Origin of the sequence: Achromobacter marplatensis, assembly GCF_049060505.1 — a bacterium.
GTDB classification, from domain to species: Bacteria; Pseudomonadota; Gammaproteobacteria; order Burkholderiales; family Burkholderiaceae_B; genus Achromobacter; species Achromobacter marplatensis_A.
On sequence record NZ_JBMGRB010000010.1, the window covers coordinates 36834 to 55005 of the forward strand.

Annotated in this window: 15 protein-coding genes and 1 pseudogene; 5 read left to right on the forward strand and 11 right to left on the reverse strand. The window is 65.5% G+C overall.

What is annotated here, in order from left to right; all coding sequences use genetic code 11:
• Positions 1–8 precede the first annotated feature (8 nt).
• From rpoZ to ACI0FO_RS22975, 4 genes are all read right to left on the reverse strand, one after another.
• The gene (gene rpoZ / locus ACI0FO_RS22960; RefSeq protein WP_006219679.1) at positions 9–212 is read right to left on the reverse strand and encodes a DNA-directed RNA polymerase subunit omega; all 204 of its coding nucleotides are present in this window, start codon (positions 210–212) and stop codon (positions 9–11) included.
• A 44-nt stretch (positions 213–256) separates the two neighbouring features.
• A complete protein-coding gene (gmk, locus tag ACI0FO_RS22965) occupies positions 257–889 on the reverse strand; it encodes a guanylate kinase (protein WP_416030476.1) in 633 nt (210 codons plus the stop codon).
• Positions 890–1015: 126 nt separating this feature from the next.
• Positions 1016–1939, reverse strand: a complete 924-nt coding sequence (locus ACI0FO_RS22970; protein WP_416030478.1) for a c-type cytochrome — start codon at positions 1937–1939, stop codon at positions 1016–1018.
• The gene (locus ACI0FO_RS22975; protein WP_416030480.1) at positions 1936–2640 is read right to left on the reverse strand and encodes a c-type cytochrome; all 705 of its coding nucleotides are present in this window, start codon (positions 2638–2640) and stop codon (positions 1936–1938) included. Before ACI0FO_RS22975 ends, ACI0FO_RS22970 begins: the two co-directional genes overlap by 4 nt.
• Before the next feature lie 231 nt (positions 2641–2871).
• Between ACI0FO_RS22975 and ACI0FO_RS22980 the strand changes: the two genes are divergently transcribed.
• A complete protein-coding gene (locus tag ACI0FO_RS22980; RefSeq protein ID WP_416030482.1) occupies positions 2872–3642 on the forward strand; it encodes an SDR family oxidoreductase in 771 nt (256 codons plus the stop codon).
• Between the two features lie 145 nt (positions 3643–3787).
• Here the strand turns inward: ACI0FO_RS22980 and ACI0FO_RS22985 are convergent, their stop codons facing one another.
• The 3 genes from ACI0FO_RS22985 to ACI0FO_RS22995 form a co-directional block, all read right to left on the reverse strand.
• Complete coding sequence (locus ACI0FO_RS22985) at positions 3788–4384, reverse strand: C40 family peptidase (protein WP_416030484.1); 597 nt, start codon at positions 4382–4384, stop codon at positions 3788–3790.
• A 214-nt stretch (positions 4385–4598) separates the two neighbouring features.
• Positions 4599–6680, reverse strand: coding sequence for a TonB-dependent receptor (locus ACI0FO_RS22990; protein WP_416030912.1), 2082 nt, complete (start codon positions 6678–6680; stop codon positions 4599–4601).
• Positions 6681–6817: 137 nt separating this feature from the next.
• Positions 6818–7174: a hypothetical protein gene (locus ACI0FO_RS22995; RefSeq protein WP_416030485.1), complete on the reverse strand. Its 357-nt coding sequence runs from the start codon at positions 7172–7174 to the stop codon at positions 6818–6820.
• 148 nt (positions 7175–7322) lie between these two features.
• Here ACI0FO_RS22995 and ACI0FO_RS23000 point away from each other — a divergent pair, with 148 nt between their 5' ends.
• Together ACI0FO_RS23000 and ACI0FO_RS23005 are read left to right on the forward strand one after the other, a co-directional pair.
• The gene (locus ACI0FO_RS23000; RefSeq protein WP_416030487.1) at positions 7323–8822 is read left to right on the forward strand and encodes an AMP nucleosidase; all 1500 of its coding nucleotides are present in this window, start codon (positions 7323–7325) and stop codon (positions 8820–8822) included.
• Between the two features lie 132 nt (positions 8823–8954).
• The gene (locus tag ACI0FO_RS23005) at positions 8955–10514 is read left to right on the forward strand and encodes an amino acid permease (protein ID WP_416030489.1); all 1560 of its coding nucleotides are present in this window, start codon (positions 8955–8957) and stop codon (positions 10512–10514) included.
• A gap of 25 nt (positions 10515–10539) precedes the next feature.
• Here ACI0FO_RS23005 and ACI0FO_RS23010 read toward each other — a convergent pair whose 3' ends face one another.
• Together ACI0FO_RS23010 and ACI0FO_RS23015 are read right to left on the reverse strand one after the other, a co-directional pair.
• Complete coding sequence (locus tag ACI0FO_RS23010) at positions 10540–11706, reverse strand: NAD(P)/FAD-dependent oxidoreductase (protein ID WP_416030491.1); 1167 nt, start codon at positions 11704–11706, stop codon at positions 10540–10542.
• Between the two features lie 25 nt (positions 11707–11731).
• A complete protein-coding gene (locus tag ACI0FO_RS23015) occupies positions 11732–12664 on the reverse strand; it encodes a YicC/YloC family endoribonuclease (RefSeq protein WP_416030493.1) in 933 nt (310 codons plus the stop codon).
• A 118-nt stretch (positions 12665–12782) separates the two neighbouring features.
• On the opposite strand from ACI0FO_RS23015, the gene rph reads away from it, so the two are divergent.
• Positions 12783–13508, forward strand: coding sequence for a ribonuclease PH (gene rph / locus ACI0FO_RS23020; RefSeq protein ID WP_416030914.1), 726 nt, complete (start codon positions 12783–12785; stop codon positions 13506–13508).
• Between the two features lie 304 nt (positions 13509–13812).
• Here rph and ACI0FO_RS23025 read toward each other — a convergent pair whose 3' ends face one another.
• Together ACI0FO_RS23025 and ACI0FO_RS23030 are read right to left on the reverse strand one after the other, a co-directional pair.
• Positions 13813–15195: an MmgE/PrpD family protein gene (locus tag ACI0FO_RS23025; protein WP_416030495.1), complete on the reverse strand. Its 1383-nt coding sequence runs from the start codon at positions 15193–15195 to the stop codon at positions 13813–13815.
• 13 nt (positions 15196–15208) lie between these two features.
• Positions 15209–16369, reverse strand: coding sequence for an acyl-CoA dehydrogenase family protein (locus tag ACI0FO_RS23030; protein WP_050446881.1), 1161 nt, complete (start codon positions 16367–16369; stop codon positions 15209–15211).
• Between the two features lie 229 nt (positions 16370–16598).
• Here ACI0FO_RS23030 and ACI0FO_RS23035 point away from each other — a divergent pair.
• Positions 16599–18032 (forward strand): annotated as a pseudogene (locus tag ACI0FO_RS23035) (methyl-accepting chemotaxis protein); the annotation flags it as partial.
• Positions 18033–18172 lie beyond the last annotated feature (140 nt).

The window sequence follows — 18172 nt, forward strand, 5'->3', positions numbered from 1 at the left end:
GGAGACTATCAGGTGGGAACTTTACGCAGCATTTCCACGCCGGTTAGGCCGCCTGCGATTTCGCGCAGTGCAGTGACCGTGGGCTTGTCTTTGCTGTCCAGGCGCGGGGCGTGGCCTTGCGCCAATTCGCGGGCGCGGTACGTTGCAGCCAGCGTGAGCTTGAAGCGATTGGGGATTTGATTCAGACAGTCTTCGACGGTAATGCGAGCCATTAGGACACCTGGTGCTGATGGATGATAGGGAGAATGCGTTCGGCTCAGTGTTCGGCCGGAATGCCAAGTTGCGAGAACAACTGGGCGTGACGGGCGGCCTGAGACGAAAAGCGCAGCCGCGCGGCACTGACTATTTGTATCAGTTCCGACAAGGCTACGCTAAATTCTTGATTAATAATAACATATTCGCATTCGGGCGCGTGGGCGATTTCGCCCCCCGCGGCCATGAGACGCCGCGCAATGACCTGCGGCGCATCCTGGCCTCGCGCCTTGAGCCGGCTTTCAAGTTCATCGATGGACGGCGGCAGGACGAAAATGCCGATGGCGCCGGGGAAACGCTGCTTGACCTGGCGGGCGCCTTGCCAGTCGATTTCCAGCAGCACGTCGCGGCCTTCCCGGGTGGCGGCGTCGATGCGGTCGCGCGGCGTGCCATAGAAATTGCCGTGGACTTCCGCCCATTCCAGCAGATTCTGTTCGTCGCGCATCTGCCTGAAATCGTCGGGCGTCACGAAGCGGTATTCCCGGCCGTCTTCTTCGCCCGGACGGGGCGCGCGGGTGGTGCAGGAAATGGAGAGTTCAATGGAAGGGTCTTGCTGGAGCAAGGCCTTGACCAGGCTGGACTTGCCCGCGCCGCTGGGCGCGACGACCATGAAGACGTTTCCGGGGTTGGCGTGCATGAAGTTGACTGGCGTATGAGGCTAAGACTGGAAGTCTAGCAAATCGCGCGGCGCGGCAGGGAGAAACCCGCTGATCGGCCGCGCGATTTCGTGGGGCCGAACAGCGGGTTTCGTTTGCACCGGCCGTCAGTCGGCGGGTTTGGCCGTGGCCTGGATCAGCTTGCCCCCCGGCGGCGGGGAATCGCTACCCAGCAAGTGCCCGTTGACCTCGATGCCATACAGCGAGTCGTCCGAATCGTGGTATTTGGCCCGGGTCGCCGCGACGGAGCCGGCATAGCGCGGATCCTGCGGGCGTTCATGCGCGTTCATGAAATACGCCACGTCCCAGGCTTCCTGGTCGCTCAGCATGCCGGCTTGCCCCAACGGCATATTGGCCTTGATGAATCCGGCGGCGTTGCCGATTTGGTGCATGCCCGCGCCCCAATTGAACGAGTCGGCGCCCCACAGTGCCGGAAACACCCAATGTTTGCCGTTCTTCTGGCCTTGGCCATCCGCGCCGTGGCACACCGCGCAATACTGGCCGTAGACCTCGCTGCCGCGAACATAGTCGGCCTTCTGCGCCGGCGCCGGTAGTTTACGGTAGCCCTGGCCTGCGAGCGCCACACCGGTGGGCGCTTTACTGGCCAGCCAGAACATATAGCTTTGCAGCGCCGTCAGCGTGGGGTCGTCGGCGGCCGGGGCCTTGCCGTTCATGCTGAAACGGAAGCAGCCTTGCAGGCGCTCGGCCAACGTATTGACGTGTTCGTTCTTGGCCCGGTAGGCGGGATACAGGACGTAGGCCGCCCACATCGGCGCTGAATCGGGACGGCGGCCCGCATCCAGGTGGCAGCTGGCGCAGTTCAGATCGTTGCCCACGAACTTGCCGGCCATCTTCGGGGTGTGCAGGAATATCTGTTCGCCTTGGCGCACGATCTTGCCGAACTCAGTGTCGGGGAGCGATGCCGCCGACGGCGGCGTGAAGGCGGGGCGGGAGTCGGCGGCAAGCACCGTAGCCGAAAACGCAAGACAGACGGCGGCGAATCCCACGCGGGGCAGCGGAAGGCGGATCATTGCTTGGCTCCCTCGGCGGCATTGGCTTGCGAGGCAAGCAGGTCGGCGGCTTTGGGCAGGCCGGCATAGTAGGCCGAGACGGCGTCGATATCGGCGTCCGTCAGGCGGGTGGCGACAGCAGGCATCAGGCCCAGCGGGCCGGGCGGACGCTGGCCTTGCTGCCAGGCGCGCAATTGGCCGGCGAGGTAGGCGGCGGGCTGGCCGGCCAGCGCGGGAAAGTTGTCGCCCACGCCGATGCCGCCGGGGCCGTGGCATTGATTACAGGCGGGCACGTTCTTGTCCCACGCGCCACGGGTGGCGAGCCATGCGCCCGCGTCCGCCGGCTTGACCGGGTGCATGGCGGTGGCCGCCAGGCGGTCTACATTCAGCGGGGAGGGCAGGCTGGCGTAGTAGCTGGCCACGGCTTGCTGCTGCGCGGGGTCCAGCGCCTTGGCGGTCGCGGCCATGACCGGGCTGACGCGCGACCCGTTGGCCATGGCTTCCAACTGCTCCGCCAAATACTTGGCGCCGATGCCCGCCAATTGTGGAAAGCCCGCCGCGGGGTTGCCTTCGCCGCGGGCGCCATGACAGGTGATACAGGCGGGCGCGCCGTTGGCGCCCTGGGTGCTGATCTGTTTGCCGTCAGGCGCGGCTTGTGCGCTGGCGACGGTGGCGATCAACGCGCCAAGCGCAAGGGCGCGAGGAAGGGACCGTGGGGTCATGGTTGCCTGCTCCGAGGAATGTTATTTAACTTTGGGTAATAAGCAAATTTCTACAAATTATATAAACACTTGTGACAGATCAACGCGAAATCGTTGGCTTGAGCCTCGGCATTCGGGTTTCTTTTGCTTGCGCGACGGGAGGGAAAAGTGTGTCGCGGCTGCTAACTTTGCTTGCAGCATCGGTAGATTGATTCGGGTAGCATCACGCCGATTGATAACAAGGAGAATCCGATGCACTCGAACGAGATCGAACCGCCCCGCGTGGCCCTGGTGACCGGCGCCGGTACTGGAATTGGGCGCGCCGTGGCGCTGGAATTCCTGGCCCAGGGTTATCGCGTAGTGTTGGCCGGCCGCCGCCGCGAACCCCTGGAAGCAACCCGCACCGCAGCGGGCGAAGACGGCGTGAGGGCACTGGTGGTGCCGACCGACGTGACCGACGAAAACGCCGTGCGCGATCTGTTCGACACCGCCCAGCGCGAGTACGGCCGGCTGGACGTGTTGTTCAACAATGCGGGCCGTGGGGCGCCGGCGATGCCTATCGAAGAATTGCCGGTAGCGGTGTGGCGCGATGTCGTCGACACCAACCTGACCGGCATGTTTCTGTGCGCGCAGGCCGCCATCCGCATCATGAAGGCGCAAACGCCGCAAGGCGGCCGCATCATCAATAACGGGTCGATTTCATCGCACGCCCCGCGCCCGTACTCGATCGCGTACACCGCGACCAAGCATGCGGTGACCGGGTTGACCAAGTCGATTTCGCTGGATTGCCGGCCCTACAGCATTGCTTGCGGGCAGATCGACATCGGCAATGCGGCCACCGACATGACCGAACGCATGGCGGCCGGCATCCTGCAAGCGGACGGCAGCACGAAGGTTGAACCGCGCATGGATGTGGCGCACGTGGCGCAGGCGGTTGCCGCCATGGCCCGCCTGCCGCTGGAAGCCAACGTGCAGTTCATGACCATCATGGCAACCAACATGCCGTTCGTCGGCCGCGGCTGAACGCACAAAGCGCCCGCAGCGGAACGTTTCCGCGGCAGGCGCTGCGAGTTTCCCCGAAAAGGCGCCCCGGCAGGCGCTGCGGGTTTCCCCAGAAAGGCGCCCCGGCAGGCGCCTTTTTTCCGCCTGGACTTGCTGGAAACCGGAGTTAGCGGGAAGCCTGGGCCAGCATCTGGCTTTGCGTCGTATCCAGGTAGCGCCGCGCGCCGACGTAGCGCTTGGTCCAGTAGGGATTTTTCATTTCATCGACACGCACTTTAGTGCCGCGGCGCGGCGCGTGGACGAACTTGTTCTGGCCGATGTAGATGCCGACGTGCGAGGTCACGCCGCGTCCGCGGGTGGCGAAAAACACCAGGTCGCCGGGACGCAGTTCTTTCTTGTTGGACACCGATTCGCCCGAAGTGCGCTGGGCGCGCGCCGTGCGGGGAAGTTCGAGTCCGGCGATTTCACGGAACACATACAGCACTAGCCCGCTGCAATCGAAGCCTTCGGCGTCGTCGCCGCCCCAGCTGTAAGGGGTGCCGATGGCATCCAGGCCGGCTTGCACGACGCGTTCGCGCAGGGTGGGAACGGTGGGTTCTTGCGCCAGGCGCAGACCGCTTAAGGTCGGGCGGGCTTGCTCGGTGGGGAGGGATGCCTGGGCGGCGCCGGGAATCCAGGAAAGCGTCAGGGCCAGAAGCGGGGCTGACAGGAAAACAGGAATGCTGAAATTGGCAATTCGGACTTTTCGCGTGGGCGGAGTCATTACGTCACTTCAAAAATCGGAGTGGGCGGCATGGCTTTGCCTAGAGGGGGCAAGCCGGCGGAAAGGGGGCATCCGGCGCACGGGCGCTTCAGATGCCCGCAAATTATAATGGAATAAAGTTTCATTACATTTGTAGTGCAATGCAGCATTATTCCGCGGCCGGCGTTACGCCACCCCCAAGGGCGAACGTAACGGCGGCCGCGAATTGGATCCCTTAGAAGCTGCCCCGCAAACCCACCATCACCGCGCGTCCGCCTTCAGGCGCGACGTCTCGCAGCACGGACGTTGCGTAGCGGATGTCCTGATTGGTCAGGTTGATGCCGCGCACATAGGCTTGCCACTGCACGCCGGTGGCCTTGAAGCGGTAGCCGGCGTTGGCGTCCAGGCTGTAGTAGCCCGCCGTCGCCGTGTCATTGGCTGGACGGTCATGCTGTGCGAACGCTTTCGAGACACTTATGCCAGCACTGTATGGGCCATAGCCGTAATCCAGCGCCACGCGCAGGCGCAGCGGCGGAATGCGGGGCAGGGACCGTCCGGTGTCGCGATTGCGCGAGACCGTGTAGTCGCCCGACAGCCCCAGGTCCAGCGCGTGGCCATCCCGCTGCAGGATGCGGGTCACGTTTTCGGCTTCAAGGCCGTACAGGCGCGCCGGGACGCCCTGGCAGCGGGCCTCGGGCAGGGCGCCGTCATCGCCGGCCGCCACGATGCCGCCGTCGTCATCGCGGTAGCGCCCGGTATTCGTTTCCGCCAGGTAGTTGGCGAAGCTGCTGTAGAACAGGCCGACGCTGCCGTGGTCATTCCCGTCCTTGTAGCGCAGCGACAGATCGCCCGACCACGCACGCTCTTTGCTCAGGTTCTGGTCGCCGACAAGATACTGGCCGGTAGCCGCGTGGGGGCCATTGGCATATAGCTCGTAGAAGGTGGGTGCGCGTTCGGTGTAGGCGCCGTTGGCGGCCAGGGACCACAGCGGGGTCAGCTTGTAGATGCCGCCCAGCGAGAAACTCCCGGCCGTGATGCTGCGGCGGGTGGAATCGTCGAACCGGTCGTTGCCGCCAGCGTTGGGGCGTAGCCGCGTGTAATCCATGCGAGCGCCCGCCGACAGCGTCAGGCGCTCGTTCAGCGTCCATTCTTCCAAGGCGAAAAGCGCGGCGGAATCCGTGTCGGTGGTGGGAACCAGGGCTTCATCGCCCAGTGCTGAAAAGCGCGTCTGGCCCAATTGCAGCCCGACGACGCCGTGCAGCGGGCCGATGTCCGCGTGCCGCGCCTCGATACGGGCCTCGTAGCCGCGGTTCTTGAACACCGTGCCGGTTTCGCCGTCTTCGATTTCCTTGTGCTGGTAGTCGGTGTAGGCGAAGTTCAGCTTGATGCTCTGGAACGGGCCGCTCAGGTCGCGTAGTTCGCTTGCGAAACCGAAGCGTTCCTGGTGCATTTTGATGCGCACGTCGGCTTCGGCGACCGAGCCGTAATTGGCGTCGTAGCCGCTGTAGGACAGGCCGGCATAACCGTGTTCGCCCGTCCAGGACATGCCCAACGCGCCGCCGCTGGCCTCGCCGTCGCTATTGGGCAGCCGGTCGCGGGCTTGTTCAGCGTCCGGGCCGTCGGCGGCGCGCTGAGTGGCGGTCCGCGCGTAGCCGGGGATGCGCAGCGTGCCGGTCTTGCGGCCGAAGGCGTCGGCATGGATTGCGAACGTGCCGTCGCCGCCTTCCAGCTGGATGGCGCCGTTGCGGTCATTGTTGGCGCCGCCGTAGCTGCCTCCCACGTCCCCGTGGATGCCGTCGACGGGTTCGGTGGGGATGCGATTGTCCAGCGTGTTCACGACGCCGCCGATGGCGTTGCCGCCATACAGCAGCGCGGCAGGCCCACGCAGAATTTCGACCCGGTTGGTCGACAGCGGGTCTTGCGGCACGGCGTGGTCGAACGACAGCGACGAGGCGTCCAGGGTGCCGACGCCATTGTTCAGCAAGCGGATGCGGTCGCCGTCCAGCCCCCGGATGATGGGCCGGCCCACCATGGGGCCGTAGCTGGTCGTGGACACACCGGGCAATCCGTTCAGCGTTTCGCCCAGGTTGGAGCCGCGCCGCAGGTCCAGTTCCTGGCCCTGCAGCACGGTGGAGGGCGACGCCAACGCGTCGCTGCCCAGCGGGTTGGCGGTGACGACGACGGGCGTCAAGGTCGCGGCCTCGGGGGCGGGTTGCGCGCGCGCGGCGCCGGGCAAAACAAAGGGCAGGACAAGCGGCAAGGCATAGGCGCAAGCCAGGGCAAGCGGACGAAGGGTGACTATGCGCAGGGCAACCATGCGCGGTGCGCGAGCGCGCAGGGGCGGGCGGCCCCGGGTTGGGGTGGTCGGGAAATTCATGATGGCGATCCAGGGGGCAGGCGACAGGGCCGGCGAATGAAATCAGAGCCGCCTGAAAGGCGGCGCGAAGGCGGATTTCAGGCCTGGAGCGGCGGGGCGCGAGGTTGGAACCATGTGCCGCCGATGGCGTCGGTGCCAGTGGGCGGATGGGCGACAGGCGCCACTCGGGAAGCGTGGCCGCCGACCCATGCGAAAGACGATGGGAGCGTGGCGTCCAGCAAATCCCACAGTTGGCAAAGGTCGCAGTGCCCCAGCCTTTCATGCGCGTGGGCGTCGTCGTCCTGGCTGGCGGCGGGGGCTTGGCCCAGGTGCGTCAACGCGTGACGCAGGCTGCCCATGGGCGCCAGCAGCAGGCAAGCAGACAGCCAGGCAAGCACGGCCCAGCGCGCGAACAGCGGCGGGGGGACGCGGCGAAGGCCAGGCAGGGGGGGCATGATAGGCAGGGAAATGCGAAGAATCGGAATGATATATTGTTTCTATATCATTGGCGATGGCGACGCTGCGGCGGCGCGCCGGAATATGACGCTTCATTGACGGCGCGCTCGGGCATAATCGGCAGACAAGAAAGCGGAGTAAAGCTCAATGATGAATGCAGTCCACCCTTTGTCGTCGATGAACCGGCCTGACGCCATGCCCTTTGAACCGTTCCAAGATGCCCAGGCGGCGGTGGACCGGCTGGCTGAAATCTATGCGCGCAACACCGCATTCCTGCGCGCCGCGTTTCGCGAGGTCTTGAATGGCAGCGGCAACGGTCGTGAACGCGCCCGGGCCTATTACCCCGCGATCCGCATCGTGGTTGAAACCTACGACCCCATCGACACGCGCCTGTCGTATGGCCATGTGGCCGAGCCCGGCATCTACCAAACCACGGTCACGCAACCCGAACTGTTCCGCGACTACCTGATCGAGCAGGTCGGCCAACTGCTGCAGAACCACCGTGTGGCGGTGGAAGTCGGTGAATCCGATTCCCCCATTCCGCTGCATTTCGCGTTTCCGGAAGGCGCTTATGTCGAGGGCGAGCATCTGGAAGCCCTGAAGCGCCCCTTGCGCGACCTGTTCGACGTGCCGGACCTGGCCGTGACCGATGACGCCATCGTCAACGGCTCGTGGCGTGGCAAGGAAGGCGAACCCAAGCCGCTGGCGCCGTTTACCGCCCAACGCGTGGACTATTCGTTGCACCGCCTGCAGCACTACACCTCGACCGCGCCGGCGCATTTCCAGAACTTCGTGCTGTTCACCAATTACCAGTTCTATGTGGACGAGTTCTGCGCGCGCGCCCGGGCGCTGATGGCCAGTGGCAACGAAGACTACGAAATGCTGGTCGAACCGGGCAACCGCATCACCCGCCGCGGTGAAAGCGGCCCGGGCGACGAAGGGCAGGCCGCCCGCTTGCCGCAGATGCCCGCGTACCACCTGGTGCGCGGCGACCATTCCGGCATCACGCTGGTGAACATCGGCGTGGGCCCGTCCAACGCCAAGACCATCACCGATCACATCGCCGTGCTGCGTCCGCATGCCTGGCTGATGCTGGGCCACTGCGCCGGCTTGCGGGATTCGCAGCGGCTGGGCGACTACGTGCTGGCGCACGGCTATGTGCGCGAGGACCACGTCCTGGACGCCGACTTGCCCACCTGGGTGCCGGTTCCGGCGCTGGCGGAAGTGCAAGTGGCGCTGGAGCAGGCGGTGGAAGAAGTGGCGGGGCTGTCCGGTTGGGACTTGAAGCGCATCATGCGCACCGGAACGGTCGCCACCATCGACAACCGCAACTGGGAACTGCGCGACCACGTTGAACTGGTCGAACGCTTTGCGCAGTCGCGGGCGATCGCGCTGGATATGGAATCGGCCACCATCGCTGCCAACGGCTTCCGCTTCCGCGTGCCTTACGGCACGCTGCTTTGCGTGTCCGACAAACCCTTGCACGGCGAACTGAAGCTGCCCGGCATGGCCAGCGTTTTCTATCGCCGTCAGGTCAACCAGCACCTGGAGATCGGTATCCGGGCGTTGGAGCGGTTGCGCGACATGCCGCCCGAGCGGCTGCATTCGCGCAAACTGCGCACGTTCATGGAAACCGCTTTCCAGTAACAGGATCCGTCCCCGATGCCTCGGCGTTTTTCGCGGCGGGGCGGTTTGCGCTATTCTCGCGCGTTGCCCGGTAATCCCAAGGCATCCGCAGCGTGTGGCGCGGATGCCTTCACGACGTGAAGGAAAAGCATTTTGGCACCATCGGAACACGATGAACGCCGCGCAAGCGGCACGCGCGCGGCGAAGGCGGGTCAACCGTCCGAGCTGCGCCGGACGCTGTCCGCGCGCCACCTGACCATGATCGCGGTAGGCGGTTCCATCGGAACCGGCCTGTTCGTCGCCTCGGGGGCGACCATTGCCAAGGCGGGCCCCGGCGGCGCGCTGCTGGGTTATGTGCTGATCGGGGTGATGGTCTATTTCCTGATGACCAGCCTGGGCGAATTGGCCGCTGCGATGCCGGTTTCGGGTTCGTTCTCCACCTATGGCGCGCGCTATGTCGAAGATGGATTCGGCTTCGCGCTGGGTTGGAACTATTGGTACAACTGGGCGGTCACCGTGGCGGTGGACCTGGTGGCGGCGCAGCTCGTCATGGCGTACTGGTTTCCCGATGTGCCCGGCTTCTACTGGAGCGCCTTGTTCCTGGCGATCACCTTCGGCCTGAACGCCATGTCGGCGCGCGGTTTCGGGGAAGCTGAATTCTGGTTCGCGCTGATCAAAGTGGTTGCGGTGCTGGGTTTCGTGGCCATGGGCGTGATGATGCTGCTGGGCATCATCCGCGGCGGCGAAACGGGCGGCCTGGCCAATTGGACCGTCGGCGACGCCCCGTTCGCGGGCGGTTTCGCGGCGCTGATCGGCGTCGCGATGGTGGTGGGCTTTTCGTTCCAGGGCACGGAACTGATCGGCATCGCCGCAGGCGAATCCAAAGACCCGGCGCGCAATTTGCCGCGCGCGGTGCGCCAAGTGTTCTGGCGCATTTTGCTGTTCTACGTCATGGCCATTCTGGTGATCGGCCTGCTGATCCCGTATACCGACCCGCATCTGCTGCGCAACGAGGTCGAGGACATCAGCGTCAGCCCGTTCGCGCTGATCTTCGAACGCGCCGGCCTGTTGGGGGCGGCGTCGGTCATGAACGCCGTGGTGCTGACGTCGGTGCTGTCGGCGGGCAATTCGGGCATGTACGCGGCCACGCGCATGCTGTACAGCCTGGCCCGCGAAGGCAAGGCGCCGCGCATTTTCGGCCATATTTCGCGCAACGGCGTGCCGCTCTGGGCGCTGCTGGCGACGACCGTGGTGGCCGCGCTGTGCTTCTTCACGTTCATCTTCAGCCCCAATGCCGTTTACATCTGGCTGTTGAACACGTCGGGCATGACGGGCTTTATCGCTTGGCTGGGCATCGCCATCAGCCACTACCGCTTCCGCCGCGGCTACGTGAAGCAGGGCAACAACCTGGCTGATCTGCCGTATGTGTCGCCGTTCTTCCCGTTCGGCCCCATCTTCGCCTTCGTGCTGTGCCTGATCATCACCCTGGGCCAGAACTACCAGGCTTTCCTGCAGGACCGGATCGACTGGGGCGGCGTGGTGGCCACCTATGTCGGCATTCCGCTGTTCCTGCTGATTTGGCTGGGTTACCGGCTGGCGCGCGGATCGCGCTTCATCAGTTACCGGGATATGCGCTTCCCGGATGCGCGGGCGCGCAGCCAATACCTGGATTCGGCCCTGCGCGGCGAACCTGCCGCGGGCGAGGTGCGCTGAATTTCTCTGCGGGAGGGGACATCAATCAGATGATGTTCTTTTCCCGCAGCGGACGGTTGTCCAGAATGCGTTGAAACGACAGGGGCGACAGGTCCAGGCTGCGGTATTCGCCATGGGCCAGCAGCTCCGCGATGCCGCGCCCCGCGGCGGGCGCCTGCTGTAAGCCGTGCCCCGAGAAGCCGTTGACGAAGAACAGGTTGGGGCAGTCCGGATGAGCGCCAATGATCGCGTTCTGGTCGAACAGGTTCATTTCGTAGTAGCCGGCCCACGCGCTTTGGACCCGCAGCGCTTCAAACGCAGGCACGCGCTGCGCCAGCAACGGCCACACATGGGAATCAAACGCTTCATGCTGCGCTTGCAGCGGCATATCGTCGGCATCGTCCGACGGGTCGGGCGCGAAGCCGCACAGGAACCTGCCGCCTTCGGGGCGGAACCAGATGCCCGAGGGGTCGATCAGCAAGGGGCACCGGGGCAGCGCTTGCGGGCAACTGAAGCTGAATACGGTGCGGCGCCGCGCCCGCACTGGAAGGTCGATGCCGGCCCAGCGGGCCACCCGGGCGGCCCAGGGGCCGGCCGCGTTGACGACGGCGTCGCAGGCTAGCGCCGCGCCCTGGTCGAGCCAGACGCCATTAATCCGGGCACCCTCTTGAAGCAACCCCACCGCCTCGGCGCGCACGTATCGCACGCCTTGGGCAATGGCTTTCTTGCGCAGCGCCTGCATCAGCCCGTAGCCGTCGAACCAGCCTTCGCCGGACAGGCCCAGCGCGCCCAGTGCCAGATCACCGGTATGCATCCATGGAAAACGCGCGGCCAATTCGGCGGGTTGAAGCAAGGCGACGTCCACGCCGTGCGCGATTTGGGTGGCATGGTTGTCACGCAGCGCGGCACTGCCCGCCGGGCTGGCCAGGTACAGGTAGCCGGGTTCGGTCAGGCCCACGTCGGGCGCGGGCTCGTCGACATACAGGGTGGAACCCAGCGCGCGAAGAAACGCGATGCCCGCCTGCGACATGCCGATATTGACCGGGCTGGTGAACTGCTGGCGGATCGAACTGGCGGATAGCGCCGACGAGGCTTGCGCGTAGGTCGGGTCGCGTTCGATCACCGTCACATCGAACGCGCCGGGCACAAGGCTCAGGAAATACGCCACGGAGCTGCCCATGGCGCCTCCGCCAATGATGACGACACGTTGCATGGACCGGGTTCCGCGTAAGGCGTGATTATTCGATGTTCTGGGCTTGCTCGCGCATCTGTTCGATCAGCAGCTTCAAGTCCATGGCGGCGCGCGTCACTTCCATGCTGCCCGCCTTGGAACCCAGCGTATTGGCTTCGCGGTTCATTTCCTGGAACAGGAAGTCCAGGCGCTTGCCGGCGCTGCCCGCGTTTTTCTTGCCCGAGGTGGACTTGCCGCCGCCATCGGTCAGCAGGTGGCGCAGCTCTTCCAGGTGCGAACGCAGGCGCGACAGCTCTTCGGCCACGTCGATGCGCAACGCGAACAGGTTGGCCTCTTGCGAAAGCCGTTCAGAGAGTTCCGCGCCGGAGATATGAGTGAAGCCGCCCGGAAAGGCCGATTCCACGCTTTCACGCAGCTTGGCGGCCAACTTGTCGCGGTGGTCCGACAGCAATTGGGGCAGATGCGCCTGCACGATGTCGACGACGCGCGCGACGCCATCGGCGCATTCGCGCATCATGCCGGCCAGCCGTTCGCCTTCGCGGGCGCGGCCTTCTTGCAATTGGGTCAACGCCTGTTGGCCCGCCTGCAGGCACGCTGCGCCCCAGATTTGCGGGTCAAGCGCGTCATTACCGCGTTGGCCGGGCCAATTGAATAACTCCACCAGCCGGGGCGGCGCGATGTCGGGGACGATGCGGCGCGCGGCCTGAAGCTGCTCGGCCAGGCTTTCAAGCCAGGCGGGGTCCAGCTTGGACAGATCGGTGCTGGCCGTGCGGGTGAACGAGACGCGAATTTCGACCTTGCCACGCGCCAGGTTGGCGGTCAGCAATTCGCGCAGCGGGGTTTCGACGTGCCGCAGTTCATCGGGCAGGCGGAAATACAGGTCGAGGAAGCGGCTGTTGACGCTGCGCAGTTCAATGGCAAGCGTGCCTTGCTCTAGGTCTGCTCGGGCGTTGCCGAAGGCGGTCATGCTGCGAATCATGATGGGCGTTCCCTGGTGATATATCGCGGCAGGATACTCCAAGCAGGGATTTCCTGCGGCGCCTGCCCGTACAATGCCGCGAATCAATGTTCATGTCTGGAGTCTGCCTGTGACCACTATGCCCACCATCGCCCGTCCGTCTGGCCGCGCCGTCGACGAATTGCGGCCGTTCACCCTGGAACGCGGCTTTACGCGCTACGCAGAAGGGTCGGTGCTGGTGAAGGCCGGCGACACCCATGTGCTTTGCACCGCCAGCGTTCTGGAGAAGGTGCCGCCGTTTTTGAAAGGCAAGGGCGAGGGCTGGGTCACGGCGGAATACGGCATGCTGCCGCGCGCCACGCACACGCGCGGCGACCGCGAAGCCGCGCGCGGCAAGCAAAGCGGCCGCACGCAGGAAATCCAGCGCCTGATCGGCCGTAGCCTGCGCGCCGTGTTTGACATGAAGGCCCTGGGCGAACGCACGCTGCACCTGGATTGCGATGTGCTGCAGGCTGATGGCGGCACGCGTTGCGCCAGCATCACCGGCGCCTGGGTGGCGGCGGCCGATGCCGTGGCCTTGCTGATGAAGCGCGGCGACCTGGCCGTCAACCCCATCCGCGACGCGGTCGCGGCGGTGTCGGTGGGCCTGGTGCAAGGCCGCTCGGTGCTGGACCTGGACTATCAGGAAGACTCGGCCTGCGACGCCGACGTGAACGTCATCATGACGGGCAGCGGCGCCTTCGTGGAAGTGCAGGGCACGGGCGAAGGCGCAACCTTCACCCGCGCCGAACTGGACACGATGCTGGTGCTGGCGGAAGGCGGCATCGCCAGCCTGGTCCGCGCGCAACGCGCTGCCCTGGCGTAGGATGGGTGAAGCGCGAGTATTCCTGAAGAAGAATGCAGCGGGTTAGCGCGCGCAACCCATCGGACAGCGGTGAACGTGCGGTAACGCCGGCCACGGGGCAGGCGCCTGATGGGTTGCGCGCGGTCGGGATCGGTTCATAGAGGGCGATTCGCTCGCGCTCCACCCATCCTACGATGGTCCCGGGTTCGATACATCGCACGACGGTGACGGGTTCAATCCATCCCAGAGGGTTACGGGGTCTGTCCCATGAAAAATAGCCGCGAAAGCGGCTGTTTTTCATCGAGGGGAAGGGGCCGGCCAGAGGCTAGGCCGCCTTGCGCGATAGCAGTGCGTCGACTTTGGCCACGTTCTCCAAGCCCCAGATCGTGCCGATCAGCTCACGTAGTTCATGTTCCGTGGCGGCGTCCGCGTAGCGTCCCAGGCTGAGCGTCTTGTCTTCGATTTCGGAACGGCTCAGTGTGTTGCCCGGGTCGCCCTTGGGTTCGTCGACGCGGCCGTGCACCGTGCGGCCGTCGCGGGTGGTCACGGTGACCTTGCCGATCCAGCGCTGCGGGTAGGCGCTGTCGACTTCTTCGTCCAGCACCATTTCAACCTTGCCGCGGAAATCGGCCACCGCCGGGTCGTCCAGTCCGGCGTCGAATTCAGCCAGGCCGGCGCGGCCCTTGCGGGCGATCAGCGCCAGCACGGTGCCCATCGAGAACTTTGACTGATGCACGGTCTGCGGATTGACGACCGGGCCCAGCACGTCGATGGCGCCTTGGTGCACATGGGCCACAACGCGCGCCACATCGGCTTCGGTCAGGTTGTTGTCGCGCAACGCCTGTTGCAGTGCGTCGGCGGCCGGGTGGGTATGGCGGCAAGACGCGTGAAACTTGAACGAGGTTTCGGCCAGCGCCCAGCGTTCGCCCAGGCGGTCGCAGAGTTTGGCGGGGTCGGCGTCGGTCGACATGCCGGCCGCCATGCCTTGCGGGCCTTCCAGGATGTGGCGGGCGCCGGTGAAGCCTTCGCGCGCCAGATAGGCGGCGGTGATGCCGTCGGCAGCCGCCTTGGCGGTGTGCAATTGCTTGGAGTCGGCGGCGTCGCGCAGGAATTCCCACAGTCCGGCGGCCTGAGTGCCGGCCGACCCCAGCGCGTGCAGCATCTGTTCCGGGGACAGTTTGAGCAGGTGGCCGGTGGTGACGGCGGCGGCCAGGGTGCCCGCGGTGCCCGTGGTGTGGAAGATCTTGTAGTGCGAACGGCCCAGGAATTCGCCGACGCGGATACCGACTTCGTAGCCCGCGACGGCAGCCGTCAGCAGGTCGCGGCCCGAGCTGCCCAACGCTTGCGCCACGGCCAGCGCGGGCGGGAACACGACGGCGGCGGGATGGAACACCGAACCGTTATGGACGTCGTCCTGTTCGACCACGTGCGCGGCCGCCGCATTGACCATCGCGGCGAACATCGGCGACGTGCGGCGTCGCGTGATCAGCACTTCGCTGGGGCCGTCGGCGGGCCCCATGGCTGCCGCATAGCGGTCGATCGCTTGCACGGCGCGGGCGGAGGCGCCAGCCAGGATCGAGGCCAGGCAATCCAGGAGCAGGTCCTCGGCGCGGCGCAACACCGGCGCCGGGATGTCGTCGTACCGCAGGTTGGCCGCAAAGGCCGCCAGTTCGGCGCTGAGGTGGGGGGTGTCTTTGGCTGCGTTCATGAGCGTGGTCGGGTCAGAAAGAGCGGGGCAGGCCCAGGATGTGTTCGGCGACGTAGGACAGGATCAGGTTGGTGGAGATGGGCGCCACCTGATACAGCCGCGTCTCGCGGAATTTGCGTTCGACGTCGTACTCGGTCGCGAAGCCGAACCCGCCATGGAACTGCAGGCAGGCATTGGCGGCTTCCCACGATGCGTCGGCGGCCAGCAGCTTGGCCATGTTGGCCTGGGCGCCGCAGGGCTGATGGGCGTCGAACAGCCGGCAGGCCTCGTAACGCATCAGGCTGGCGGCTTCCACGTTGATGTGGGCGCGCGCGATCGGGAACTGCACGCCCTGGTTCTGGCCGATGGGCCGCCCGAACACCATGCGTTCCTTGGCGTAGGCGGTCACCTTGTCCACGAACCAGTAGCCGTCGCCGATGCACTCGGCGGCGATCAGCGTGCGTTCGGCGTTCAGGCCGTCCAGGATGTACTTGAAGCCTTTGCCTTCTTCACCGATCAGGTTTTCGACGGGAATTTCCAGGTTGTCGAAGAACAGCTCGTTGGTCTCGTGATTGACCATGTTGGGGATCGGGCGGATCGTCATGCCGTGCTTGACGGCGTGATGCAGGTCCACCAGGAAGATCGACATGCCTTCCGACTTGCGCGTGACCTGGTCCAGCGGCGTGGTACGCGCCAGCAGGATCATCAAGTCGGAATGCTGCACGCGCGAAATCCACACCTTCTGCCCGTTGATCACATAGCGGTCGCCGCGACGCACGGCGGTGGTCTTGATCTTGGTGGTGTCGGTGCCGGTGGTGGGCTCGGTGACGCCCATGGACTGCAGGCGCAGTTCGCCGGCGGCGATGCGGGGCAGATATTCGCGCTTCTGGGCCTCGGACCCATGACGCAGCAGCGTGCCCATGTTGTACATCTGGCCGTGGCAGGCGCCGGAGTTGCCGCCGCTGCGGTTGATTTCTTCCATGATGACCGACGCCTCGGTCAAGCCCAGGCCCGAGCCGCCGTATTCCTGCGGGATCAGCGCGGCCAGCCAGCCGGCCTCGGTCAATGCGCGGACAAAGTCCTCGGGATAGCCGCGTTCTTCGTCGACCTTGCGGAAGTACTCGCCGGGGAATTGGGCGCAAAGGTCGCGCACGGCTTCGCGGATGTCCTGGTAATCGTGGGAGGCGTGAGGCATAGGGCTGCTGTAGGGATGAGGGGAATGGTTCGGTACAGCATCGAATGTGCCGCAAGGGCGTGCCGCTGCCAATTCACAATTCCTTAATACGGGGTTCCTGTTCGCAAAAGCGCAGTTTCATGACGGGCGTTCGTCATGCGCCTGGTCAGGTTGTGTCAAGAAATTGCCAAACTGGATGCCCATAATCCGTGGCACTGCGCCTCTGGCGCCCGGCTATATACGGATGGATATGCGGAAAAATCTCAGGGTCACCACGGCGGTATCCGCCATTCTGGCGTTATTTGTGGTGCTGTTTGCCGTCGCCGCGGCAGCGGGCATCGCAGTGCTGCGCGACAACCGGGCCGATATCGAGGCCTTGGGCCGAGGCAGCATTGAACGGGCCAGCGACCTGGCCGACATGACCAGCCGCCTGTTCCAGGCCCGCGCCGCGCTGACCGACGCCAAAACCGGGATGGAAGGCGGCCTGGAAGCGGCTCGCGACGAATCGCTGGCGCAGGCGGACGCGTTGTTGAAACAGGCTGGCGCCAGCTTGGCGCGTCTACGGGGCAATCCTGACGTCAGCGCCCAAGGCGGTCCGCTGTTCGACCAGATGTTGAAGGCCTATGCCGCCTTTGCCGAGCAGACGCTTGTGCCCATGCAAAAGGCGATCCAGGGTTGGAACGGTATCGAAGTCAACCGCTTGGTGGACAAAGTGCTGCCCGGAAGCGGCGCCGCCTACATCAAGCAGGCGGATGCCTATCAGGCCTATTCGCGGCAGCAGGGCCAGGCCGCGGTGGCGGGGGCCAGCCAGACATTGGAGCGGGTGATCCTGGTCGCCGCCGGCGTGTTGGGCGTCGTGTTGCTGCTGGCCGTGTTGATCCGGCTGGCGTTCCGCCGCAGCATCTTGCGGCCGCTGAATGAGGCTGGCGCGCACTTCGACCGCATCGCCGACGGCGACCTGACGGGCGCCATCGCCATGCGGGGCGACAACGAGATCGGCGTGCTGTATTCGGCCATGCGCCGCATGCAGACCGGGCTGTCGGCCGCCGTGGCCTCGGTGCGCCTCGGCGTCGAGGAAATCCATACCGGCTCTGGCGAAATCGCCGCAGGCGGGGCGGACATGTCCGACCGCACCGCGCGGCAGGCGGGTTCGCTGCAAGAGGCCGCGGCCAACATGACTCAGTTGGCGCATACGGTCCAGATGACCGCCGGCAACGCGGACCAGGCCAGCCGCCAGGCCGAAAGCGCCACCCAGCTGGCGCAGCGCGGCGGCCAGGCGGTGAACGAGGTCGTGCAGAGCATGCAGGGCATTGCGGACAGCGCGCGCCGGATCGGCGAGATCGTCGGCGTGGTGGACAGCATCGCGTTCCAGACGAACATTCTGGCGCTGAATGCCGCGGTGGAAGCGGCGCGGGCCGGCGAGCAGGGCAAAGGGTTTGCCGTGGTGGCGGGCGAGGTGCGTTCGTTGGCCCAGCGCAGCGCGCAGGCGGCCCGCGAAATCAAGGGCTTGATCGAGGATTCGGCGTTGCGCGTCGAGGCAGGCGTGCGCCAGGTGCACCTGGCGGGCGATACCATGCGCGACATGGTGGCGTCGGTTGACCGGGTGACGCAGATCGTGGCTGAAATTTCCAGCGCCACCGCCGAACAGGCCGCGGGCATTGCATCGGTGAACGACGCGGTGGCCGATATCGAGCGGTCCACCCAAGAGAACGCCGCGATGGTGGAGCAGACCGCGGCGGCCGCCGCTGCGCTGGAGATCCAGGCGCAAGGCCTGCGCCGCGCGGTGGCCGTGTTCCAGATCGCGCAGGCGGCACAGAACGGCGC